General features: G+C 71.2%; 21 protein-coding genes. 5 read left to right on the top strand and 16 right to left on the bottom strand.

The features are described 5' to 3' along the window. Window positions 1-16 precede the first annotated feature (16 nt). The 11 genes from ACQCO7_RS09250 to ACQCO7_RS09300 all read right to left on the bottom strand — a co-directional run bounded on the left by ACQCO7_RS09250 (window position 17) and on the right by ACQCO7_RS09300 (window position 12,656). Window positions 17-1,036 (bottom strand): ADP-ribosylglycohydrolase family protein, encoded by a 1,020-nt coding sequence (locus tag ACQCO7_RS09250; protein WP_464071360.1) that lies wholly within the window; start codon window positions 1,034-1,036, stop codon window positions 17-19. Continuing rightward, the gene (locus tag ACQCO7_RS09255) at window positions 1,033-1,755 is read right to left on the bottom strand and encodes an NUDIX hydrolase (RefSeq protein WP_464071361.1); all 723 of its coding nucleotides are present in this window, start codon (window positions 1,753-1,755) and stop codon (window positions 1,033-1,035) included. Before ACQCO7_RS09255 ends, ACQCO7_RS09250 begins: the two co-directional genes overlap by 4 nt. Before the next feature lie 198 nt (window positions 1,756-1,953). Then, on the bottom strand, window positions 1,954-3,087 hold the full coding sequence (locus ACQCO7_RS09260) for a pseudouridine synthase (RefSeq protein WP_464071362.1): 1,134 nt from the start codon (window positions 3,085-3,087) through the stop codon (window positions 1,954-1,956). Beyond that, complete coding sequence (gene scpB, locus ACQCO7_RS09265; RefSeq protein WP_464077183.1) at window positions 3,087-3,653, bottom strand: SMC-Scp complex subunit ScpB; 567 nt, start codon at window positions 3,651-3,653, stop codon at window positions 3,087-3,089. The genes ACQCO7_RS09260 and scpB overlap by 1 nt, the downstream gene beginning before the upstream one ends. A gap of 50 nt (window positions 3,654-3,703) precedes the next feature. After that, window positions 3,704-4,645, bottom strand: a complete 942-nt coding sequence (locus tag ACQCO7_RS09270) for a segregation and condensation protein A (RefSeq protein WP_464071363.1) — start codon at window positions 4,643-4,645, stop codon at window positions 3,704-3,706. Between the two features lie 17 nt (window positions 4,646-4,662). Beyond that, a complete protein-coding gene (locus ACQCO7_RS09275) occupies window positions 4,663-5,235 on the bottom strand; it encodes a hypothetical protein (RefSeq protein WP_409118123.1) in 573 nt (190 codons plus the stop codon). Next, on the bottom strand, window positions 5,220-6,389 hold the full coding sequence (locus ACQCO7_RS09280; protein ID WP_464071364.1) for a ParA family protein: 1,170 nt from the start codon (window positions 6,387-6,389) through the stop codon (window positions 5,220-5,222). The genes ACQCO7_RS09275 and ACQCO7_RS09280 overlap by 16 nt, the downstream gene beginning before the upstream one ends. Before the next feature lie 358 nt (window positions 6,390-6,747). Further along, entirely contained in the window at window positions 6,748-7,863 is a 1,116-nt protein-coding gene (gene ald, locus ACQCO7_RS09285) for an alanine dehydrogenase (RefSeq protein WP_464077184.1), read from the bottom strand. A gap of 120 nt (window positions 7,864-7,983) precedes the next feature. After that, window positions 7,984-10,041, bottom strand: coding sequence for a tetratricopeptide repeat protein (locus ACQCO7_RS09290; protein ID WP_464071365.1), 2,058 nt, complete (start codon window positions 10,039-10,041; stop codon window positions 7,984-7,986). 231 nt (window positions 10,042-10,272) lie between these two features. After that, on the bottom strand, window positions 10,273-10,899 hold the full coding sequence (locus tag ACQCO7_RS09295; protein WP_464071366.1) for an NUDIX domain-containing protein: 627 nt from the start codon (window positions 10,897-10,899) through the stop codon (window positions 10,273-10,275). Between the two features lie 86 nt (window positions 10,900-10,985). Next, window positions 10,986-12,656, bottom strand: coding sequence for a CTP synthase (locus ACQCO7_RS09300; protein WP_464071367.1), 1,671 nt, complete (start codon window positions 12,654-12,656; stop codon window positions 10,986-10,988). 518 nt (window positions 12,657-13,174) lie between these two features. Here ACQCO7_RS09300 and ACQCO7_RS09305 point away from each other — a divergent pair. The 5 genes from ACQCO7_RS09305 to ACQCO7_RS09325 all read left to right on the top strand — a co-directional run bounded on the left by ACQCO7_RS09305 (window position 13,175) and on the right by ACQCO7_RS09325 (window position 18,403). Further along, complete coding sequence (locus tag ACQCO7_RS09305) at window positions 13,175-14,977, top strand: glycoside hydrolase family 15 protein (protein WP_464077185.1); 1,803 nt, start codon at window positions 13,175-13,177, stop codon at window positions 14,975-14,977. Between the two features lie 321 nt (window positions 14,978-15,298). Further along, window positions 15,299-15,643 (top strand): hypothetical protein, encoded by a 345-nt coding sequence (locus ACQCO7_RS09310; RefSeq protein WP_464071368.1) that lies wholly within the window; start codon window positions 15,299-15,301, stop codon window positions 15,641-15,643. Continuing rightward, window positions 15,640-15,966 (top strand): hypothetical protein, encoded by a 327-nt coding sequence (locus ACQCO7_RS09315; protein WP_464071369.1) that lies wholly within the window; start codon window positions 15,640-15,642, stop codon window positions 15,964-15,966. Before ACQCO7_RS09310 ends, ACQCO7_RS09315 begins: the two co-directional genes overlap by 4 nt. Window positions 15,967-16,367: 401 nt before the next feature. Then, the gene (locus ACQCO7_RS09320) at window positions 16,368-16,739 is read left to right on the top strand and encodes a hypothetical protein (protein ID WP_464071370.1); all 372 of its coding nucleotides are present in this window, start codon (window positions 16,368-16,370) and stop codon (window positions 16,737-16,739) included. 68 nt (window positions 16,740-16,807) lie between these two features. Beyond that, on the top strand, window positions 16,808-18,403 hold the full coding sequence (locus ACQCO7_RS09325) for a PucR family transcriptional regulator (RefSeq protein WP_464071371.1): 1,596 nt from the start codon (window positions 16,808-16,810) through the stop codon (window positions 18,401-18,403). A 4-nt stretch (window positions 18,404-18,407) separates the two neighbouring features. On the opposite strand, the gene ACQCO7_RS09330 is transcribed toward ACQCO7_RS09325, so the two are convergent. The 5 genes from ACQCO7_RS09330 to ACQCO7_RS09350 form a co-directional block, all read right to left on the bottom strand. Then, on the bottom strand, window positions 18,408-19,529 hold the full coding sequence (locus ACQCO7_RS09330) for a glycosyltransferase family 4 protein (protein WP_464071372.1): 1,122 nt from the start codon (window positions 19,527-19,529) through the stop codon (window positions 18,408-18,410). 333 nt (window positions 19,530-19,862) lie between these two features. After that, a complete protein-coding gene (gene recN, locus ACQCO7_RS09335) occupies window positions 19,863-21,605 on the bottom strand; it encodes a DNA repair protein RecN (protein WP_464071373.1) in 1,743 nt (580 codons plus the stop codon). Window positions 21,606-21,980: 375 nt separating this feature from the next. Next, window positions 21,981-22,886, bottom strand: coding sequence for an NAD kinase (locus tag ACQCO7_RS09340; protein WP_055721544.1), 906 nt, complete (start codon window positions 22,884-22,886; stop codon window positions 21,981-21,983). Beyond that, on the bottom strand, window positions 22,883-23,698 hold the full coding sequence (locus ACQCO7_RS09345; RefSeq protein ID WP_464071374.1) for a TlyA family RNA methyltransferase: 816 nt from the start codon (window positions 23,696-23,698) through the stop codon (window positions 22,883-22,885). The genes ACQCO7_RS09340 and ACQCO7_RS09345 overlap by 4 nt, the downstream gene beginning before the upstream one ends. A gap of 56 nt (window positions 23,699-23,754) precedes the next feature. Next, complete coding sequence (locus ACQCO7_RS09350; protein ID WP_464077442.1) at window positions 23,755-23,949, bottom strand: hypothetical protein; 195 nt, start codon at window positions 23,947-23,949, stop codon at window positions 23,755-23,757. Between the last annotated feature and the right edge of the window lie 4 nt (window positions 23,950-23,953).

Consider the following 23,953-nt stretch of genomic DNA (forward strand, 5'->3'; position numbering starts at 1 on the left):
GCGCGCGCACCACCCCTCACTCGTCCCACAACGCCCCGAGGGTCACCAGCTCGCTCCCGTACTCGATCCGGTCCGCCCACTCCGTGGGCCACGCGTCGATCCCCAGCCAGGCCCCCGCGAAAGCGCCCGTGAGACAGGCGATCGAGTCGGAGTCCCCGGAGGAGCAGGCGGCCCTGCGCAGCGCGGTCACCGGCTCCTCGGGGAACAGCAGGAAGCAGAACAGCCCCGTCGCGAGCGCCTCCTCGGCGATCCACCCGGCCCCGGTCGCGAGACACGGGTCGGCCTCCGGATCGGGAGCCCGCAGAGCCGCCTCCAGCCGGTCGAGAACGGCGAGGCACTCGTCCCACCCGCGCGCGATGAAGTGCTCCGGGCTCGGGTCCTGGCTGCGGGTCCACAGGTCCCCCAGCCAGTCCCGTCGGTACCGGGACCGGTTCGCCAGCGCGTACGCGCGCAGGAGCCCGATCAGGGCGTCGGGCCGGGTCCCGTGCACGAGGAGCCGTACCGCGTGCGCGGTGAGGTCGGAGGCGGCGAGCGCGGTGGGGTGGCCGTGGGTGAGCCCGGCCTGGAGCTGGGCGGCGCCCGCGCGCTGTTCGTCGCTGAGCGCGGGCGCGAGTCCGATGGGCGCGACGCGCATGTTGGCGCCGCACCCCTTGGAGTCGATCCGGCTGGCGTCCTGCCAGTGCCGGTCGGGGTCGTCGAGCAGCTCGCACGCCCTGAGACAGGTCGCTCCGGGTGCGCGGTTGTTCTCCGGGGAGTGGTACCACTTCACGAACTCCTCGCGCACCGCCCGCTCCATCCCCAGTGGCCCGAGCACGCCCCGGTCCCTCGCGGACCGCAGCCCGCGCGCGAGGGCCAGCGTCATCTGCGTGTCGTCGGAGACGATCGCCCGGGAGGCGAGCGGCATCTGCCGCCATGGCCCGAACTTGGCGACGATCTGGGGGACGTCGTTGAACTCGGTGGGGAATCCGAACGCGTCCCCCAGCGCCAGCCCCATCAGGGCCCCGGAGGCGGCGCGCTTGTGCGCGGTGTAACTCATGAGGGACGTCCTTCTGTGGAGGGCCGGACGAGCGGCGGGTGGAGAGCGGTGGCCGTTCCCGCGCGGTAGAGGGCGGCGGGTTTGCCGCGTCCCCCGGTGAGCCGGGCGGCGCCCGCGCGGGCCGGTTCGACGAAGCCGGGTGTGGCGAGGACCTTGCGGCGGAAGTTGGGCCGGTCGAGGCAGGTGCCCCAGACGGTCTCGTACACGCGTTGCAGCTCGCCGAGGGTGAACTCGGGCGGGCAGAACGCGGTGGCGAGGCACGTGTACTCGAACTTGGCGCCCACGCGTGCGCGTGCGTCGGCGAGGATCCGGTCGTGGTCGAAGGCGAGCGGCCCGGCCGCGTCGTACGGCGTCCAGCGGGCCTGTGCGGCGTCGCCCCCGCCGTGCGGTTCGGGGCCGTCGGGGACGAGGGCCGCGAAGGCGACGGAGACGACGCGCATCCGGGGGTCGCGGCCGGGGTCGCTGTAGGTGCGCAGCTGCTCCAGGTGGAGGCCGGCGGCGTCGGTGAGGCCGGTCTCCTCGGCGAGTTCGCGCAGGGCGGCTTCCTCGGCGGACTCCTCGGGCAGCACGAACCCGCCGGGCAGGGCCCACTGCCCGGCGTACGGCGGCCGGCCCCGTTCGACGAGCAGGACGTGCAGGGCGCCCGCGCGCAGGGTGAGCACCGCGAGGTCGACGGTCACGGCGAAGGGTTCGTACGCGTGCTTGTCGTAGCCGTCCACAGTCGCCCCCCGCCTTTATGGTCACCTCGACCATAAGCAGCGCTCCCACCGGCGACAAGACCCTGACCTCGACCGGCACCAGCCCTCCACAGAACCTCCGAAAGCCCCCAGTGCCCCCAGGAGCCCTTGTCCGGAACGCGACGGCGGCCGATCCCGGAGAACCCGGGATCGGCCGCCACGGAGCCGCACAGCCGCCTTCTAGAGGTCGACCTCCTGCATCAGCATCCCCACCTCGGTGTTGGACAGCCGCCGCAGCCAGCCCGACTTCTGGTCGCCGAGGGTGATCGGGCCGAAGGCGACCCGCACCAGCTTGTCCACCGGGAAGCCCGCCTCGGCGAGCATGCGCCGCACGATGTGCTTGCGGCCCTCGTGGAGGGTCACCTCGACCAGGTAGTTCTTGCCGGTCTGCTCGACGACCCGGAAGTGGTCCGCGCGTGCGTACCCGTCCTCCAGCTGGATGCCGTCCTTCAGCCGCTTGCCCAGATCGCGCGGGATCGGGCCGACGATGTGCGCGAGGTAGACCTTCTTCACGCCGTACCGGGGGTGGGTCAGGCGGTGCGCCAACTCGCCGTGGTTGGTGAGCAGGATGACGCCCTCGGTCTCCGTGTCGAGCCGGCCCACGTGGAACAGCCGCGTCTCACGGTTGGTGACGTAGTCGCCGAGGCACTGCCGGCCCTCGTTGTCCTCCATCGTGGAGACGACACCGGCGGGCTTGTTCAGCGAGAAGAACTGGTACGTCTGCGTCGCGACCGTCAGCCCGTCGACACGCACCTCGTCCTTCTCGGGGTCGACGCGCTTGCCCTGTTCCAGGACGATCTCGCCGTTGACCTCCACGCGCGCCTGCTCGATCAGCTCCTCGCAGGCCCGCCGCGAGCCGTAGCCCGCGCGCGCGAGGATCTTCTGGAGCCGCTCGCCCTCCTGCTCGGCGCCCGGGAAGGTCTTCGGGAGCTTGACGTCCTTCTTGTCTGCCTTATCGGCGTATCGCTCCCGGTTGCGCTCCTCCGCGCGCGCGTCGTACTCACGCGAGGTCGCCGGGACCCAGCGCCCGCGCCCGCTGCTGCCCGCGGACTGCTTCGGGCCGCCCTTGGCGCCGCCGCGCGCCGAAGCGCCGCGCCCGGACTTGGGGCCCTCCGGGGAGGCGCCGGGGCCCACGTCGTAGCGCCGCTCCTCGGGACGCGGCCTCTTCGGCCGGCCGGCCTGGTTGTCGTCGCGGTTGTTGCCGGCGCCGCGCTGACCGCCTCGGCCCCCGCTGTTCCCGCCGCGGCTGCCGCTGTTGCCACCACGGCTCCCGCCGTTGTTTCCGCTGCTGTTCCTGCCGCTGCTGCTTCGCATCAAAGTTCCGTCTTGTCGTCTTCCTCTGAATCCGGAGCGTCCGGATCGAACGACGGGACCCCTTCCAGCGTCTCGGCCTCGATCGCCTCCGCCTCCGGGAGGAAGGGCGCGAGGTCCGGAAGCTCGTCCAGACCGCGCAGGCCCATCCGCTCCAGGAAGTAGTTCGTCGTCGCATACAGGATCGCACCTGTTTCGGGTTCCGTGCCCGTCTCCTCGACCAGGCCCCGCTGGAGCAGGGTGCGCATCACGCCGTCGCAGTTCACTCCGCGCACCGCGGAGACGCGGCTGCGGCTGACCGGCTGGCGGTAGGCGACGACCGCGAGCGTCTCCAGCGCCGCCTGGGTGAGGCGGGCCTGCTGGCCGTCCAGGACGAAGCCCTCGACGGCCGCCGAGTAGGCGGGCCGCGTGTAGTAGCGCCAGCCCCCGGCGACGGCCCTCAGCTCGAAGCCCCTGCCCTGCGCCGTGTACTCGTCGGCCAGCTCCCTGAGCGCGTCCACGACCTGCCTGCGGGGCCGCTGGAGGAGCTTCGCGAGATGCTCCTCGGTCGCCGGTTCGTCGACGACCATCAGGACGGCCTCCAGGGCGGGCTTGAGGTCCAGCTCCACGACGCCCTCGTTCACGTCTCCTCCTCCTCGGTCGGCCGGTCGAACTCGTCGGTCACCGCGGCGGCTGCGTCCCCGCCGGTCCACCGCACGAGCAGGTCCCCCAGCGCCGTCTCCTGGTCCAGCTCGACCGCCTTGTCCCGGTACAGCTCCAGCAGCGCAAGGAACCGGGCGACGACGGTGAGCGTGTCCTCGGTGTCCTCGACGAGCACCCGGAAGCTGGCCTCGCCGAGCTCCCTGAGCCGCGCGACGACGATCAGCGCCTGCTCCCGCACGCTCACCAGCGGCGCGTGGATGTGGTCGACGTACACCTGGGGCTTCGGCTTCGGCTGCATCGCCTTCACGGCGAGCCTGGCGAATCCTTCCGCCCCGATGCTGATCACGACCTCGGGCAGCAGCTCGGCGTGATGCGCTTCGAGCCCGACGGTACGGGGGTAGCGGCGCCCCTCGACGTCCAGGCGGTGGTTGAGGATGTCGGCGATCTGCTTGTACGCCCGGTACTGCAAGAGCCGCGCGAACAGCAGGTCCCGCGCTTCGAGGAGCGCGAGGTCGGCCTCGTCCTCGACCTCGGCGGCGGGCAGGAGCCGCGCGGCCTTGAGGTCGAGCAGTGTCGCGGCGACGACGAGGAACTCGGTCGTCTGGTCGAGGTCCCAGTCCGGCCCCATCGCCCTGATGTGCGCCATGAACTCGTCGGTGACCTTGGACAGGGCGACCTCGGTGACGTCCAGCTTGTGCTTGGCGATCAGCTGGAGCAGCAGGTCGAAGGGACCTTCGAAGTTGGCGAGCCGGACCTTGAAGACCCCGTCGGGAGACGCCTCTTCACGAACCGACGCCTCTTCACGAACCGGCGCCTCCTCGGGAACCGGCGGATCCTCCCCGGCCCCCGGCCCCCGACCCAGTGCGCGTCGGCGGCCGGCCGGGGCACCGGCGGCAGAAGACGTGTCGTACGAGGTCATAGCCCCCGAAGGTACCCCTAACGCCCCCGCAACCTGCGTACGAGGATGCTCGCGTCACCGCGGGACTCCAGGTCGGCCAGGACGACGGCGACCGCCTCGCGGACGATGCGGCCCCTGTCGACGGCGAGGCCGTGCTCACCCCGGAGCACCAGGCGCGCGTGCTCCAGGTCCATCAGTTCCTCGGCGGAGACGTAGACGGTGATCTTCTCGTCGTGGCGTTCGCGGCCGGAGGGACGGCGGGCGGCGGCGCGGCTCCGTTTGCGGGACTCGGCGTCGGCGGAAGCGGCGGCGTTGACAGAACCTTCCTGCGCCCGCCGCACACGCCCGTCGCCCCTGCTGCGGGACTCGCCCCCGTCGCCCTGGCCGGCGTCGGTGGCGACGTGTTCGGCCCCGTCGCCGTCGCCGCCCTGCGCGGGCACGGCGAGCGGCGCGTCCTCGGCGGACACCCCGCCGCTCGCCCCTTCGCTCTCACCCGCCTGCCCCGGCACCCGGCCCTCGCCGGGCCGCCGGGGAGTGGACGGCTGGAGCGCCGTTCCCCCTGTCGTGCGGAAGAGTTCGTCGGCCCCCGGCAGACTCACTCGGCGTGACACCGGGCGAGCACCTCCCTGGCGAGCTGACGGTAGGCGGCGGCGCCGACGGAGTTGGACGCGTACGTGGTGATCGGCTCGCCCGCGACCGTGGTCTCCGGGAAGCGGACGGTCCGGCCGATCACCGTGTGGTAGACGTGGTCGTCGAACGCCTCGACGACCCGCGCGAGCACCTCACGGCTGTGCACGGTCCGCGAGTCGTACATCGTCGCGAGGATGCCGTCCAGTTCCAGCTCGGGGTTGAGGCGCTCCTGGACCTTCTCGATGGTCTCGGTGAGCAGCGCGACCCCGCGCAGCGCGAAGAACTCGCACTCCAGCGGGACGATCACCTTGTGGGCGGCCGTGAGCGCGTTCACCGTGAGCAGGCCCAGGGAGGGCTGGCAGTCGATGACGATGTAGTCGTAGTCGTCCAACAGCGGCTTCAGCGCCCGCTGGAGGGTCGACTCGCGCGCGACCTCGGAGACCAGCTGGACCTCGGCCGCCGACAGGTCGATGTTGCTCGGCAGCAGGTCCATGTTGGGGACCGCGGTCTTCAGCAGGACCTCGTCGGCCGACATACCCCGCTCCATGAGCAGGTTGTAGACCGTGAGGTCGAGCTCCATGGGGTTGACACCGAGACCCACCGACAGCGCGCCCTGCGGGTCGAAGTCCACGAGCAGCACCCGCCGGCCGTACTCCGCGAGCGCGGCACCCAGGTTGATGGTCGACGTGGTCTTGCCGACGCCGCCCTTCTGGTTGCACATCGCGATGATCGTCGCGGGCCCGTGATCGGTCAGCGGGCCCGGGATCGGGAAGTACGGCAGCGGACGTCCGGTCGGGCCGATGCGCTCGCGACGCTGGCGTGCGGCGTCGGGCGCGAGCGTGGCCGCGTACTCGGGGTCGGGCTCGTATTCGGCGTCGGGGTCGTAGAAGTGCCCGTCGGGCAGTTCGTCGTAGTCGGCGAAGTGGTTGTGGGGCGCGCCACTTCCGTCGCCGGCCATGGCGTTCACGTGATGGCCATCCATGCTCTGGTCTGCTGTCCGCAGGGTCTGCGGACTCTGGTGGGCTGCGAAGGTACGCACAGCGACGGAGCCGACAGCCTCGGTTCCCTCAGGGCTTCGGCCCCGGACAGGCGTTCCTGCTCGACCACCCCCGGGAGAAAATGTCGACTCATTCACAAGTCGTCTTACCTCCTTGGTGACCAGGGAATTTCTAGACAGGTCAGCGTGGCACCATGCCGACGGTTGGCGACTCTATGGCGTGTCGGCCGTTCGCAGCAACACAATCCGCCGGACCCGGCCGGATGTGTCGGCAAAGAAACATGACGCTGTCAAGGGCGTACGACCGTCGCACAGCAGGTTTCACCGCTGTACGAATCGGTCGAAGGGTTACGTTCGCGGCGAGTTGACCGAGCATCGCAAAGTGACCATACACACATTGGGCCGGACCTTATGGACAAGGCCCGGCCCGCTGTGCGTCGTTGACGCGTCTTGTTGACGTATCGCCTTTATGAAAAGGTGACTTGAAGTCGGCCGGTCACCCCAGCAGCGACGTCAGTTCGACGTGCTCAAGCCCGTGCGCCTCGGCGACCTCGCGGTAGACGACCTTGCCGTCATGGGTGTTGAGCCCCTTGGCGAGCGCGGGGTCGCGCCGCAGCGCCTCGGCCCAGCCGTGGTCGGCGAGTTCGACGATGTACGGCAGGGTCGCGTTGGTGAGCGCGTACGTCGAGGTGTTGGGGACCGCGCCGGGCATGTTGGCGACGCAGTAGAACACCGACTCGTGGACGGTGAACGTGGGTTCGGCGTGGGTCGTCGGCCGGGAGTCCTCGAAGCAGCCGCCCTGATCGATCGCGATGTCGACAAGGACACTTCCGGGCTTCATCCGGGCCACCAGCTCGTTGGTGACCAGCTTCGGCGCCTTCGCGCCGGGGATGAGGACGGCGCCGACGACGAGGTCGGCTTCCAGGACGGCCTTCTCCAGCTCGAAGGAGTTGGACATGATGGCCCGCACCCGGGTGCCGAACACCTTGTCGGCCTCGCGGAGTTTGTGGATGTCCCGGTCCAGCAGCGTGACGTGGAAGCCGAGTCCGATCGCGATCTGCGTGGCGTTCCACCCGGAGACCCCGCCGCCGATGACCACCGCCTTGGCGGGCTGGGTCCCCGGCACCCCGCCGGGCAGGACCCCGCGACCGCCGGCCGACCGCATCAGGTGGTAGGCGCCGACCTGGGGCGCGAGCCGCCCCGCGACTTCGGACATCGGTGCGAGCAACGGCAGCGCGCGCCCCGGGAGTTCGACCGTCTCGTAGGCGATCGCGGTGGTGCCGGAGGCGACGAGCGCGTCCGTGCACTCCTTGGACGCGGCCAGGTGCAGGTAGGTGAAGAGCGTCTGGTCCTTGCGCAGCCGGTGGTACTCCTCGGCGACCGGCTCCTTGACCTTGAGCAGCAGATCGGCGGCGCCCCACACCTCGTCCGCCGTCCCCAGGATCGCGGCGCCCGCCGCGGCGTACTCCTCGTCCGGGATCGAGGACCCCACCCCGGCGCCGCGCTCGATGACGACCTCGTGGCCGTGGCGCACCAGTTCGTGCACACCGGCGGGGGTGATGGCCACCCGGAACTCGTTGTTCTTGACCTCGCGGGGGATGCCGACCTTCACGTCGATCACGGTCCTCGGCTCATGGGACGTATACGTATGCGTATACCGGGATATGTCGCACTGGTGGCGCGACAGAGCCAGTCTAATGAAGGTGTTCCCGGTGTCCAGCCTTCCAAAGCATCAATCTTCGGCTGATGTGCCACGGATTTCGTAGGTGTTATCCCCGTGTTCCGCCTCGGAATCATGGCCGGGACGCTCCTCGGCCAGCATCCGGTCGGCCGCCGCCCGGTGCACCCGGGCCGCCGCCGGGTCGCCGAGGTGCTCCAGCGTGTCGGCGAGGCGCAGGTGGAGCGCGGCCTGCAACCGCTCGTCCTCCGCGCGCCGCGCCCACTCCACCGCCTCCTGGCAGGTCCGCAGCGACTCCTCCGGCCGGCCCGCGTACTCCTGGACCCGCGCCAGTTCGCTGAGCGCCCGCGCGTGCGCCCCCATGTCCCCGTTCTTCCGGTGCCCGGCGGCCGACGCCCGCCACGCCCGCTGCGCCTCGCCGTACCGGCCGGCGTACGTCTGCGCGGTGGCGATACGGCCGTACAGGCGCGCGGCGTCGGCGCGTTCGTCCCGGGCGAGCCGCTGGGCCAGCGCGCGGCCGTACCAGTCGGCGGCCCGCTCGTAGTCCCCGAGTTCGAGGTGCGCGCCGCCGATCGACTCCATGGCCCGACCGGTCGCGTACGGGTCGTTCGCCTCGCGCCCGGCGTCCAGCGCGGACCGGTAGCGGGTCAGCGCCTCCTCGGTGCGGCCGGTGCTCGCGTCGACGTCCGCGAGGTTCAGCAGCGCCGCCGCGCGCTCGCGCGGGAGGTCGCGGCGTTCGGCGACGTCGAGGACGAGGTGGTGGACGCCGTACAGGTCGGGGGCGGCGGCCCGGGTGCCGAAGTGGGCGACCATCGCGCGCACGAACTGGGACATCAACCGGCGTGCCAGGGTGTCGAGTTCACCGTCCGCGACCGCGAGGCGGGCCGAGGCCAGCAGGGCCGGGCGGCGCAGGCGCAGCCAGTCGCCTGCGGCCCGCTGGCTGGGGAAGCGCAGGGCGCGCGGGAGGCCCTGGAGGCGGGCGCGGGCCTGCGGGTTCTCCGGTTCGGTGACCGCGCGGCAGGACTGGAGGAGGCGGACCGTGCGCTCCAGCATGCGCGCGCGGGCCAGGTGCAGTTCGGCCGGGCGGTCGTGGGTCTCGGCGGCGGCCTTCAGCAGGGGGTACAGGCAGCCGGGTACCTCGTACTGCGGGATCGGCGAGTCGACCGCGTGCAGCAGGCCCTGCGCGGTCAGGTCGTCCAGGGTGGTGCGGGCGGCGCCGATCGAGCAGCCGGCCAGCGCGGAGGCGGTGTGCGGGTCGACGAGGCCCGCGGGAGCCAGGCTCAGCAGTCGCAGTATCCGCGCGGCCGGCGCCGGCAGTCCCGCGTGCACGAGCCGGAAGACCCGGCTCAGCGGCGTCCCCTCGTCCCCCTCCGCGCGCAGGTGCTTGGCGAGGTCGGCGACGGCCGCCGTCGGCCGCGCGGCCAGCCATCCCCCGGCCAGCACCAGCGCGGCGGGCTGCCCCTGGCACACCTCGACGAGCCCCTCCGCCGAGCGCGGGTCGACGGTCACCCGCACCGACCCGGTCGACCGGGTCAGCAGCTCCAGCGCCGACTTGGTGTCCAGCCCGCCCAGCGTGCACGGCCGCACATCGGCGATCCCGGTCAGCGGCCCCCCGGACACGGCGACGACCAGGCACTCCGGGTTGTCCGGCAGCAGCGCGTCCACGTGTTCGGCACCCGGCGCGTCGTCGAGCAGCAGCAGCGTACGGCGCTCGGCGAGCGCGTCCCTCAGCAGCGCGGAGAGGTCGTCCTGGTCGGCCCCGGCGGGCGCCTCGACGTCCAGCTCGGCCAGCAGGTCGCGGGCGGCGCGCTCGACCGGTACGGGCGTGCCGTCCGGCTCGGCGAGCCGTACCCGCAGGACGCCGTCCCGGTACTGGCCGGCGACCTGGCGGACGAGTTCCTCGGCGAGCGCGGTACGGCCGGACCCCGGCCGGCCGGCGATGAGCAGCACCCGCGCGCGGGGCGACTTCTTGCCGACCAGGGTGTCCAGGCCGACGCGCTCGATATCGGCCCGCAGCTCCTTCGACTCCCTGGTCCGGCCCAGGAACTGGCCCTCCGTCGCAGCGTGGCCCGACAGCGGCACGCCGTCCGTCTCCACTGCCTGATCCGCCACGGGCCACGCTCCCGTCTCACACACGCGCAACACCGGCACGCACTCTCGGCTCACTCAACGGGAGCCTAGTTCACGCTCTGCAACCTTCTTCGCTGAGCGCGGCCATGACGGCCCCTCAGGTCCCCTGATCGGATCAGCCGATGGTCATACCGAGAGGGTGACCCTCCGAGGGACCGAGGAACGATCACACGGGGTTCACGTTTGCGTCAGAAACGGTCATGCAGTGAACGGTCACGCCTCGAACGGCCGCGCGGGCCAGGCCGCCTCCGCCGCACGCAGCGTCGAAAGACCGTCCCCGGCCCGCGCCGCGACCAGCGACAGCACCCCCACCACCAGGCAGTTGTTGTGCAGCTCCCCCGCGAGGATGCCCCGCACCAGCTCGGCGACCGGCACGCGCGCGTACTCCATGTCCGCCTCCTCGTCCTCGACCTCGAAGCGCTGCCCCTCGGCCTCGGAGAGCCCCCGCGCGAGGAAGACGCGCACGGCCTCGTCGCAGCCGCCGGGCGTGGTGTAGACGTCGGTGAGGACGTGCCAGCTCTCCGCCTTGACGTGCGCCTCCTCGTACAGCTCGCGCTGCGCCGCGTGCAGCGGGTTCTCGCCGGGGACGTCGAGCAGACCGGCCGGGATCTCCCACAGCTTCTCGCGCACGGGGTGGCGGTACTGCTTGATCAGCAGCACCCGGTCCTCGTCGTCGAGGGCGAGGACGGCGACCGAGCCGGGGTGGACCTGGTAGTCGCGGCGGACCACCGAGCCGTCGGGCATGACCACGTCGTCGGTGCGCACGGACGTCTTCTTGCCGACGAAGGGAGTGTCCGTCGCGCGGACCTCCCACTCCTGCGGGGTGTCCTTGATCGTCATTGCTCTGGCCTCTCCGACGTGCGCAAGCGAAAACCGGGGCGCTCCCGTTGAGAGGGAGACACCCCGGCCACCGTACAACCGGTGTGCTACTTCGAACTCCTGCGTACCCCACCGGCCCGCTGGCGCTCGACAGACGCCTTCACCAGCCCGGCGAACAGCGGGTGCGGACGCGTCGGGCGCGAGCGCAGCTCCGGGTGCGCCTGCGTGGCGACCAGGTAGGGGTGGACCTCGCGCGGGTACTCGACGTACTCGACGAGCTTGCCGTCCGGGGACGTGCCCGAGAACTGGATGCCGGCCTTCTTCTCCAGCTCCGCGCGGTAGGCGTTGTTGACCTCGTAGCGGTGGCGGTGCCGCTCCTCGACGTACTCCTTGCCGTCGTACACCTCACGGACGATGGAGCCCTCGGCGAGCTTCGCCGGGTACATGCCGAGCCGCATCGTGCCGCCCATGTCGCCCTCGCCGGCCACGATGTCGAGCTGCTCGGCCATGGTCGAGATGACCGGGTGGGCCGTGGCCGCGTCGAACTCGGTGGAGTTGGCGTCCGGGATGTCCGCGAGGTTGCGGGCCGCCTCGATGACGATGCACTGGAGGCCCAGGCACAGGCCGAGCAGCGGCACCTTGTTCTCGCGGGCGTACCTGATCGCGCCGACCTTGCCGAGGACACCGCGGTCGCCGAAGCCGCCGGGGATGCAGATGCCGTCCACGTCGGCGAGCTGGGCGGCGGCGCCGGCCGGGGTCTTGCAGTCGTCCGAGGTGACCCACTTGATCTTCACGCGGGCCTTGTTGGCGAACCCGCCCGCGCGCAGCGCCTCGGTGACCGAGAGGTAGGCGTCCGGGAGGTCGATGTACTTGCCGACCAGGGCGAGCGTGATCTCGTGGTCGGGGTTGTGGACGCGGTCCAGCAGGTCGTCCCACGTCGTCCAGTCCACGTCGCGGAACGGCAGGTCCAGCTTGCGGACCACGTACGCGTCGAGGCCCTCGCCGTGGACGGTCTTCGGGATGTCGTAGATGGAGCGCGCGTCCGGGCAGGCGACGACGGCGGACTCGTCGACGTCGCACATCAGGGAGATCTTGCGCTTGATCGCGGTCGGCACCTCGCGGTCGCAGCGCAGGACGATCGCGTCGGGCTGGATGCCGATGTTGCGCAGCGCGGCCACGGAGTGCTGGGTGGGCTTGGTCTTCAGCTCGCCGGACGGGCCGATGTACGGAAGGAGCGAGATGTGGACCACGAACACGTTGTCCCGGCCGACCTCGTGACGGACCTGGCGGACCGTCTCCAGGAACGGCAGCGACTCGATGTCGCCGACCGTGCCGCCGACCTCGGTGATGACGACGTCGACCTCGTCGGTCGCCATCCGGCGGATGCGGTGCTTGATCTCGTTGGTGATGTGCGGGATGACCTGCACGGTGTCGCCCAGGTACTCGCCGCGCCGCTCCTTGGCGATCACGGTGTTGTACACCTGGCCGGTCGTGACGTTCGCGCTGCCGTCCAGGTCGCGGTCGAGGAAGCGCTCGTAGTGGCCGATGTCCAGGTCGGTCTCGGCGCCGTCGTTCGTGACGAACACCTCGCCGTGCTGGAAGGGGTTCATCGTGCCGGGGTCGACGTTCAGGTAGGGGTCGAGCTTCTGCATGACCACGCGCAGACCGCGAGCCTTCAGGAGCATGCCGAGGCTGGAGGCGGTCAGGCCCTTGCCGAGCGAGGAGGCGACACCCCCGGTGACGAAGATGTGCTTGGTCGTCGTAGATTTCGGCGTCATGGCCAAGAGGGGGCTCCCGTGGTCGCGGTCTGGGGGTCGCTGCGGTTCGGGGGTTTCGTGACCTCCGGTCCACGGGCTACCAGCGTATCAGCGCCCCGGAGAGATGGCTTCCGCCCACGCTCCGCGCACGCGCCGACACAAGTCTTTGACGAGGATTTCGTGTTCCTTGACGACGCTTTCACCCTGACTCACCCATTCGGCGCAGCCGCGTCGGCGAGAGCGGCACACAGATCATCTGCGTGAGCCGTATCCTGCTCAGACACTCGCTGCCGAGCCCGCCCGCTGCTTCACGGGACACCCCCGTCCGCGCACCGGAACAGCGAACGCTCGTCGGCTAGTTGAGCGAGAAATGCCAATGGGAAACGGCGTTTTGCCACAGGGCAGGACGGCTGGTTTGCTTCACACCTCGACACCGTGTTTTTCGAAGGTTTTCGAAAAACATGTTCTTGACACCGACCCCTTGACCGCAAGAAGCCCCCTTCACCGGGGGTGACGTGGCCGTTCGACTGGAGTTGCACGTGGCCGGGCGCATCGAAGACTACGCACTCATCGGAGACATGCAGACCGCCGCACTGGTCTGCCGGGACGGCACAGTCGACTGGCTGTGCCTGCCCCGCTTCGACTCGCACGCCATCTTCGCGGGCCTGCTCGGCACGGAGGATCACGGCTTCTGGCGCCTGGGTCCCGCCCATCCCGCCGAATCCGCTCCCCCGCCGGCCACCCGGCGCACCTACCGGGGCGACTCGCTGATCCTGGAGTCCGAGTGGGAGACCCCGCGCGGCACGGTGCGGGTCACCGACTTCATGCCCCCGCGAGACGGCGCGCCCCAGCTCATCCGCATCGTCGAGGGCGTCTCGGGCCGGGTGCCGATGCGTTCGGCGCTGCGCATGCGCTTCAGCTACGGCCGGATCGTCCCCTGGGTCCACAAGCACGAGGGCCGCACGGTCGCCGTCGCGGGCCCGGACTCGGTGTGGTTCGACACGACCGCACAGACGTACGGCAAGCAGCTCACGACGTACGCGGACTTCACGGTCGCGCCGGGTGACCGGATCGCGTTCACGATCTCCTGGGAGCCCTCGCACAAGCAGCCCCCGCCGCTCCCCGAGCCGGAGGCGTCGCTGGAGGCGACCGAGGATTTCTGGCGCGAGTGGGTCGCGCAGTGCACGTACCACGGCCCCTACCGCGAGGCCGTGATCCGCTCGCTGATCACGCTGAAGGCCCTCACGTACGCCCCCACCGGCGGGATCGTCGCCGCGCCCACCACCTCGCTGCCGGAGGACATCGGCGGCGTACGCAACTGGGACTACCGCTACACGTGGCTGCGCGACGCCGCGATCACCCTCTCCTCGCTGCTGCGCACCGGCTACCGCGACGAGGCGCGCGCCTGGCGCGAGTGGCTCCTGCGGGCCGTCGCCGGTGACCCGGAGAACCTCCAGATCATGTACGGCATCGCGGGCGAGCGCGAGCTCGGCGAGGCGGAGCTGGACTGGCTGCCGGGGTACGAGAAGTCGGCGCCGGTCCGCGTCGGCAACGGCGCCGCCCATCAGCTCCAGCTCGACGTGTACGGCGAGGTCACCGAGGCGCTGCACCTCGGCCACATGACCGGCCTCGCCCGCAACGACTACGCCTCGCTGCTCCAGCTCAAGCTGATCCGCTACCTGGAGGACCACTGGAACGTGCCGGACGAGGGCATCTGGGAGGTCCGCGGCCCGCGTCGGCACTTCGTGCACTCCAAGGTGATGGCCTGGGTCGCCGTCGACCGCACGATCAAGCTCATCGAGTCCGGCGACGCGGACGGGCCCCTGGAGCGCTGGCGCGAGCTGCGCGACGACATCCACCGGGACGTCTGCGAGAAGGGGTACGACAAGGAGCGCAACACCTTCACGCAGTCGTACGGCTCGAAGGAGCTGGACGCGTCGCTGCTGCTGATCCCCCAGATGGGTTTCCTCCCGCCGGACGACAAGCGTGTCATCGGCACGATCGAGGCGATCCAGCGCGAGCTGTCCACCTCGGACGGCTTCATCCTGCGCTACCCGACCTCCGGCGGCGACGAGGGCGTCGACGGCCTTCCCGGCGACGAGGGCGCGTTCCTGGCGTGCTCGTTCTGGATGGCGGACGACCTCGCGATGATCGGCCGGGTGGACGAGGCGCGCAAGCTCTTCGAGAAACTCCTCGCCCTGCGCAACGACCTCGGCCTCCTCGCCGAGGAGTGGGACCCCCGCCTGAAGCGCCAGGTCGGCAACTTCCCGCAGGCATTCAGCCACGTCCCCCTGATCGACACGGCCCTGCGCCTGACGGCATCGGGCGCGTACGGCGGCTGACGCCTGTGGGATCTCAAATCTCGTGTCGGAATCTCACGGCCAATGTCGGATCGACGTCGGATACGACACCGGCCGTGAGACTGCCCACGTCAGAGTGTCCCGTCTCAGCGAACCGCGGCTTGTCGCACTGGTCTGTGTGTGGATCTTGCGATGCAGGGGGCCGGAACGGGTTGAATGAGACGCTGTCCCGCTTTGGGGTGGCTCTTGTCTCGGTACAGGTGGCCTGTCTCACTTCCGCTGCGTGAGATGGTCGTGCCCATGACCGAGAAGGTGCCGTGATCTCACTACCCGCCTGTCAGTGGTGATCGCCATCATGGGGATATGACCAACCCGAACCTGGCCACCGGCAGTATCTGGCGGCTCCACCACGGCGACCAGGAGATTGCTCGGCTGACCGTGACCGGCGCCGATATGCCCTGGGCTCACGCCGAAGTCGAGACACTTCCTGGCTTTGAAGAGTTCCGTCCCCTCTTCACTGAGCAAGAGCGGGCTGTCGACGAGGAGGACTGGGAGCAGGCCGACGCTTGCTACACCCAGATCCGCACTGCGCTCACCATGACGTTTCCCAACGGCCGCCCGGTCGCTGAGTTCATGCTGCACATCCACGACGATGGCACCGCCGGCTGGCGCTGGCACGACGAGCCCTTCGACGCGGTGAACCAGTGACGCGCTGGCTTCGCTGCTTCTGGGACGAGGAAGCCGTCTGGTTCTACTTCGAACTGGACACCGATGGATACGTGATCCGGCAAGTCGAGTTGCAGGAGCTCGGAAGCAAGGCTTTAGCCGCTGCCTCGCTGGCCGAGTGGCAAGAAGCCCAAAGAGACGGTCGGTTGACTGAATACGAGAGCGTCTACGGCCTGACCGCGGAACCGCCCATCTCTGAGTGGGAGGGACACGACCCGCAGTGGTTGCCGGCCAACGAGTTCGAGAGCGTTTGGTCGACCGCCCGTCGGCAGATTCGGGATCGTCGGCGGCAACATCCTTCCTGAGCACGTCCACCGGTGCGGCCTTTGATAAGGAAACTGCCATCTTCAGTGCGAAACCGGTCGTCAAGCGTCTCTCGACCCTGACAAGGCCCTGCTCAGGTGGCATCGCCCTCGCCATGATCAACGAGACGCGCCACCGGCACCGCCCGCGGGTCTTCCACGACACCTTGTTATCCCCCCAGTAGGTCGCGGTTCAATCCGTCACCCCGCAGGTCAGCGGCGCCACCTCTCCAAGATCTAATGAGACAGGACACAGAGGACCGGCGGCCCGAGCCGCTCTGCGTGGACCGTCGAGGATCCGACACGGGCGTGAGACTCCAGCGTCCGACACGTCGTGAGACTGCGGATGAAGCCGCAGGTCATGGAGGCGGCATCCGAAACGAACGGCGAGAACCTACAACGCCGTGCCCACGGACCAGGTCGCGAAGCGGCTCCTGAGCCTCGCCCGCCAGGACCCCGCGATCACGGGAGCCGCCTTCACCGGCTCCCACGCCACGGGCCACACCGACGAGTGGTCCGACCTCGACCTGGTCCTCGCGATCCACGGCGACCGCACACCGGTCGTCGCCGCGTGGAGGGTTGCCTCGGCTCACGCCAAGGGGGCTCATCTGGTGGAACTCGGCCTGGAGCCGACGCTCGTGCGGTACCTGGACGTGGAGGAGCTGCTCAGGGCGCTGGGGGCGGCGGCGGGGGTGCTGGCGGCCGAGGTCGGGCACTGGGATGCGGGGCTCGCGGGGCGGCTGGGGCCGGGGCTGGAGGAGCTGGCCGCGCGGTAGGGGGGGCTGGTGGGGGTCGTGGCCGTCCGCCCGCGCCGGAGTCCGTCGTCCCCAGGTAGCGTCCCCGTATGGACACCCCTCCCGACCACATCACCGTGCGCCGTGCCCTGGAGCTGCCGGGGCTGCGGCGTGGGCTGCCGGAGGTGCTCGCGGGTGCGGAGGGGCTGGAGCGGGGGGTGCGGTGGGTGCACGCCGGTGAGGTGCCGCACATCGCCTCGCTCCTCAAGGGGGGTGAACTGCTGCTCACCACCGGGTACGGGCTCGGCACCCGCCCCGCCGAACAGCGTGCGTTCGTGCGCACCCTCGCCGAGCGGGGCATCGCCGCGCTCGTCGTCGAACTGGGGCCCCGTTTCACCCGGTTGCCGGCAGCGCTGGTCGAGACGGCGCGCACGACGGGGCTGCCGCTGGTCCAACTCCACCGCGAGGTGGCCTTCGTGACGGTCACCGAGGAGATCCACACGGAGATCGTGAACGGGCACTACGCGCTGCTCCAGCGGGCGGAGGAGGTGCATCGGCGGTGCACGGACGCGTTGCTCGGCGGCGGGGGGATCCCCCAAGTGCTGGGCATCCTCGCGGACTTCAGCGGCAACCCGGTGTTCCTGGAGACGGCGGAAGAGCGACTGCTGTACGCGGCCGGGCCCGAGGGGGCGGAACCGCTTCAGGTGTGGGAGAGGCTGAGGGGGGTGGGGCGGGAGGCACCTTCGGGGGCGGTGGTGGTGGAGGTGCCGGGTGGGGCCGGGGGCGTGAGCGGTGGTCCGGTGCGTGCCAGGCTCGTACTGCTTCCCGTGCGCGCCCCCCTCACCCCCGTACACCGCATCGCCGCCGACCGCGCCGCCGGCCTCCTCGCGGTCGTCCTGATGCAGGCGCGGCAGGAGGAGGAGCTGGCCGCGCGCGGGCGGGGTGATTTCCTCACCGACCTCGCGGAAGGGCGGATCGCCGCCGAGGACGCGCCGGCCCAGGCCAGGGTGCTGGGGTTCAAGCCCGGCGCCGGTCCCCTGCTGCCGGTCGTGATGCGCCTCGGCGATCCCGGGACGCTCACGGCGAGGGCACTGGCGGAGGAACTGGCGTCCCTGGGCGTCCCGGTCCTGCTCGGCGTCCGCCCCGTGGAGGGCCGTGTCCTGGTCCTCCTGGGCCTGCGCACGGAACAGGACCGCGCGACGCTGGCGGACCGGGCGGCGGCGGCCCTCCACGCCGGAGCCGACCGAGCGGGCACCCGGCGCCCGGGTTCCCCGCCGCCGGTCGTCGTCGTCGGAGTCCCCGGCACCTGGACAGCGGCGGCGGCAAGCCTCCACCACGCGACCGAGGCGGCGACAGCGGCCCAGGGCCTCCCGCCCCAACCCTGGTACGACGCCCGCCACTTGGACACGGACCTGTTGCTGTGGCGGCTACGGGACCACCCGGACCTGGCGGCGTTCGTGACGAGAGCGATCGGCGCCCTGCGATCCCACGACGCCAGAGCCAGGCCCCCGCTGCTCCCCACGCTGGAAACGTACTTGGCGCACGCGGGCCGCAAGGCGGAGACGGCGAGGGAACTCCACCTGAACCGGCAGACGTTGTACAACCGCCTGGCGAAGATCGGCGAGTTGCTGGGAGCGGACCTGGAGGACCCGCAGACGGTACTGACCTTGAGCCTGGCGCTGAGGGCGAGAAGGTACGTGTCCTGAGCCCCTACCCAATGGGCCGAGGCTGGGTCAACTCGTCGTAGACGCTCAGCACTTGCGCCACCGTCTCGTCCTCCGTGGGCCAGCTCCCCACCTGCCGGCCCCCCAACTCCCGCAGCACCCCCCGCCGTTCCTCGTCCCCCAGCAGCCGGACCACCGCCCCCGCCAACGCCTCCGCATCCCCTGCCGCCACCAACTCCGCCGCGTCCCCCACGAGTTCCCGCACCCCACTGGTCAGCGGAGCCACCAGCGGCACCCCCGCCCGCAGAGCCTCCTGCGCGAAAACGGACCGGGACTCGTCGACCCCCGGCAGCAACGCCAGATCGGCCGCCCCCAGCAGTTCGGGCACATCCTCCCGCCGCCCGACGAGCAGCACAGGCAGCCCCTCCCGGTCGATCCGCGCCTGCAACTCCCCCCGCGACGGCCCCTCTCCGGCGACGACGACCAGCGGAACGGGATCGAGGAACCGCCAGGCACGAGCCGCGTCGAGCAGCACCTCGTACCCCCGGTACCGGTCGAGCGACCCGACGGCAAGCAGCAACGGCCGCTCGCCCACCCCGAGTTCGGCCCGCACCTTGTCCCCCGGCAGCACACCGGAATCCCGCTGCCCCGGCAGGGACACGGCGGCGAGCCGGGCGTCCCGGGCCCCCGTACGCCGAGCCCGGTCGACAAGGTCGGAGGTGGTCCCCAGCACGACGGTGGCCGCCTTGACGACACGCCGCTCCAGCACCCGCAGCAGATGCGCGCGAGCCCCCTCGGCCCGGGCCCCGTTGTGCCAGGTGACGATCAGCGGCGTACGGCGCCCACTGAGCGCGAGGACGGCCCTGAACGACGCGTGCAGCCCGTGCGCGTGGACGAGGTCGGCATCGGAGCAGGCGGCCCGCAGCGCCGCCACCGACCCCGGATCGCTGCTGCGCGGCACGGGCACGTGGTCCGCGCCGGCGCCGGAGAAGTCGTAGGCGTGATCGGACTCGGAGGGGGCGCACACCGTGACCCGTACGCCCCGCGCGACGAGCCCGGCGGTCAGCGAGCGCACGTGCGCGCTGCTGCCGGCGTTGCCGCCGCCGAGTACCTGCACGGTGCGCAGCGGCGCCTGGCCCTGGGACGAAGGGCTGCTCACGTGGCTCACGTGGCCGGAACTCCTGGCTCGGCGGGGGACGGTCACGAAGAAACGTACAGAAGGAACGCACGGGGACCCGCCCCGCGCACCTTCCTCCGTGTCCTCCAAGGATGCCAGCACGTACGGGTGTTCCGGACCGCCCCGCGGTCGCGAACCCCCGCACCTGAACCCTCTTGTCACCCACATGAGTGACGCCGTCCGGTTACGTACGAACAACCTCTCCACGGGTGGAGAACTTCGCACACCCGGCCGTCACAGCACCCCCGGACGACCCGCACATCACCCGTACGGCCTATAGGAGCGGGGGCGCGCCCCGTCAGGAGCGCGCCCCCGTCACGCCTTCTACGCGTCCGCGCGAGCCGTCGCCAGCAGTTCCTCCGCGTGCGCCCGGGCCGTCTGCGAGTCCTCCTGCCCGGCGAGCATCCGGGACAGCTCCCGGATCCGGTCCTCGCCCTCCAGGACCTTCACGCCGGAGCGGGTGACGGACCCGTCGCTGGTCTTCTCGACCAGCAGCTGCCGGTCGGCGAAGGCCGCGACCTGCGGGAGGTGGGTGACGACGACGACCTGCGCGGACTTGGCGAGCTTGGCGAGGCGCCGGCCGATCTCGACGGCCGCCTTGCCGCCGACGCCGGCGTCGACCTCGTCGAAGAGGTACGTGGGGACGGGGTCCGTCCCGGCGAACACGACCTCCACCGCGAGCATCACGCGCGACAGCTCACCGCCGGACGCGCCCTTGGCGATCGGGCGCGGCGGGGCGCCGGGGTGCGGGGCGAGCAGCAGCTCGACCTCGTCGGCGCCGGAGGGGCCGTACGCGACCGTCCGGCCGTCGACCTCGACGCCCTCGGGGTCCTCGGTCTGGCGGATCGCGAACGACACGCGCGCGTGGGGCATCGCGAGGGAGGCGAGTTCGGCGGTGACGGCCGCGGCGAAGCGGTCGGCGGCCTCGGTGCGGGCGTCGGTCAGCGCCTGGGCGAGCGTGCCGAGTCCGGTGCGCAGGGCGTCGCGTTCGGCGGTGAGTTCGTCCACGCGCTCGTCGTCGGAGTCCAGTTCGGTGAGGCGGGCGGCGCTCGTCTCGGCCCACTCCAGGACGGCGTTCACGTCGGTGCCGTACTTGCGGGTCAGGGCGGTGAGGGCGGCGCGGCGCTCCTCGACCGCCGCGAGCCTTCTGGGGTCGGCGTCCAAGTCGTCGGCGTACCCGGCGAGTTCGCCCGCCACGTCGCCGAGGAGGATGCCGATCTCGCCGATCCGGTCCGCGAGCGCGGACAGCGCCGGGTCGTGCGAGCGGACGGCCTCCAGGGCGCGCTGTGCGCCCGCTACGAGGGTTGCCGCGTCGATGCCCTCCGGGTCCTCGGGGTTGCCCGCGAGGGCGGCGTGCGCGAGGGTCGCGGCCGAGGACAGCGCCTCGGCGTGCCCGAGCCGCTCGGCCTCCTCGGAGAGTTCGGCGTCCTCGCCGGCGCGGGGTTCGACACCGGCGATCTCCGCCAGCCCGAAGCGCAGCAGATCGGCTTCCTGCGCCCTTTCCCGCGCGCGCGTGGTGATCTCGTCCAGCTCGGCGGCGACCGCCCGCAGCCGCCGGTACGCCTCGCCGTACTTCACGAGCTGCCCGGCGACAGCGTCACCGGCGTACCGGTCGAGCGCCTGCCGCTGCCGGGTGAGCTTCAGCAGGCCCTGCTGATCGGTCTGCCCGTGCACGGCCACCAGTTCATCGGCCAGCTCGGCAAGCACCCCCACGGGCACGCTCCGCCCGCCGACATGCGCCCGCGACCTGCCTTCCGCCGAAACGGTACGGCTGATGAGCAGAGCCCCGTCGTCGAGCTCGGCCCCGGCCTCCTCGGCCCTGAGCGCCACGGCGCCCCCCGAGGGCAGGGAGATCCGCCCTTCGACGACGGCCCGCTCGGCCCCGATCCGCACCAACGCCGGATCCGCCCGCCCCCCGAGCAGCAGACCCAGGCTGGTGACCACCATGGTCTTCCCCGCCCCGGTCTCCCCGGTCACGGCGGTGAACCCGGACGACAACTCGACAACAGCGTCGTCGATGACTCCGAGGGACCGTATCCGCATCTCTTCCAGCACGCAGAAGACCATACGAGGTGGACGGGGAAGAGCGCGAGGCACCCTTGTCACCCGGGCGGGTGGAGGTGGGGGGGCGGGTGAAGACGGGGTGATCGAAGAGGGAAGGGGGCGGAGGCCGGAAGCAGGGGGAACCGAAGTCGCGGGACCAGGGCCGGGCCGGGAGCTGAGGGCCAGGGCCCGAAGCGGGCGGGAGCCGAGATCACCCGAACGGCAGCCGGGGCCGAGCAGACAGCGCCGGGCAACCGCGGGTCTTTCAGTGGCGCGGGGCTGTATCGATATGCGGCTCCGCCGCGCTGGGGGTACCTCCCTGCTCGAAGAGCTTGGGGGAGCGACCAGCCACAGACTCCCCGCACCCGCCCACGGCGAAGCACCACCCCCCGCAGCCAGCTAGTGCGGTGCCCCCCTCCACCCAGAAACCGGCAGCGCGAACTTCGCCACCAACCGATCCGTGAACGACGCGTGATGCAGCCGCGCCAACCGGACCGGCACAGCCCCCCGCCGAACCTCCACCCGAGCCCCCGGCGGCAGCTCGACCGTCCGCCGGCCGTCACACCACAGCACCCCCGGCGGGATGTGCGGCAGCACCTCCACGGCCAGCACGGAATCCGGCGACGTCACCAGCGGCTTGGCGAACAGGGCGTGTGCGCTGATCGGCACCATCAGCAGCGCCTCCACCTCGGGCCACACCACAGGCCCCCCGGCGGAGAAGGCGTACGCGGTGGACCCGGTCGGCGTCGACAGGCAGATGCCGTCGCACCCGAACCCCGTCACCGGCCGCCCGTCGATCTCCAGGACGACCTCAAGGAGCTTCTCCGCCCCGGCCTTCTGGACGGCCGCCTCGTTCAGCGCCCAGTCCGTATGCACGATGTCCCCGTTGCTGTGCACGACGACATCGACGGTCATCCGCTCCTCGACCTCGTACGCCCGCGTCACCACCCGGTCGACGACCTTGTCGAGATCGTCCCGCTCGGCCTCCGCGAGGAACCCCACACTCCCGAGGTTGACGCCGAGCATGGGCACCCCGGAGGCCCGCGCGAACTCGGCGCCGCGCAGCAGCGTCCCATCCCCACCGAGGACGATGAGCAGCTCACACCCCTCAAGGCACTGCGGAGTGGCCTCGCCAACCAGCTCGACCTCCGCCGGCAACGGCAGATCCCGCGCCTCGTACTCCAGGACCCGCACCCCGATCCCGGACCGCAGCAGCCCCTTCACGACGAGCTCGGCACTGCGGATGGCGGCGGGCCGCCCCGTGTGCGCGAGCAGGAAAACAGTACGACCTGAGTTCTGGGTCACCGCGGCCCCTCCGCCACTGCACGATCGACATCGGCCGGGTCCAGAGCGGGCGCCCCGGCACGCAGCCACAGAAAGTATTCGACATTCCCGGACGGCCCGGGCAGCGGACTCGCGGTGACCCCGTTCACACCGAGCCCCAGCCCGGCGGCGCGAGCGGCCACCCCCCGCACGGCTTCGGCACGGAGTTCGGGACTGCGTACGACCCCTCCGCTGCCGAGCCGTTCCTTCCCCACCTCGAACTGCGGCTTGACCATCATCACCAGGTCGGCGCCGGGTTTCGTGCACCGCGCCAGCGCGGGCAGCACGAGCCCGAGCGGGATGAAGGACAAGTCCCCCACGACAAGATCCACAGGCTCCCCATCGATCGCTTCAAGCGTCAACTCGCGTACGTTCGTACGGTCCTTGACGGTGACGCGTTCATCGCTCCGGAGAGACCACGCGAGTTGTCCGTATCCGACGTCCACGGCGACGACGTGCGCGGCCCCGGCCCGCAGCAGCACATCGGTGAACCCGCCGGTGGAAGCGCCCGCGTCCAGCGCGCGCCGCCCCTCGACGACGAGCCCCCGCGGCACGAACACCGACAGCGCGCCCGCGAGCTTGTGCCCGCCCCGGGACACGTACTCGGGATCGTCGTCGTCGGCCTGCACGACGATCGCCGCGGCCGTCTCCACCTGGGTCGCCGGTTTCGTCGCGACGGTCTTCCCGACGCTCACCCGCCCCGCCTCGATCAGCTGACTGGCGTGCTCCCGCGACCGCGCCAGCTTCCGCCGCACCAGCTCCGCGTCCAACCGTCGACGCGCGACTCCTGCCACCTTGGGTCCAACTCCCGATTCCGGTACGACTGTTTCCCGTTACGACTGATTTCCCGTTACGACGGTGAGGGCCTCGAAGGGCCCGGGCGGCTGTCGAGCGCGGTGAGCGCATCGCGCAGTCCCCGGTGTACATCCTCGTACACCTCGACGTGCCCCTCGGTCGCGAGGTGCCCGGTGTCGGCGAGCCGGTCGAGGAGGGTGTCGACCTCGGGGTTCCCGGTGGGTGCGCGGCCGTCGGCGGCATCGTTCATGCCC

It is taken from the genome of Streptomyces saintjeani (assembly GCF_055409605.1).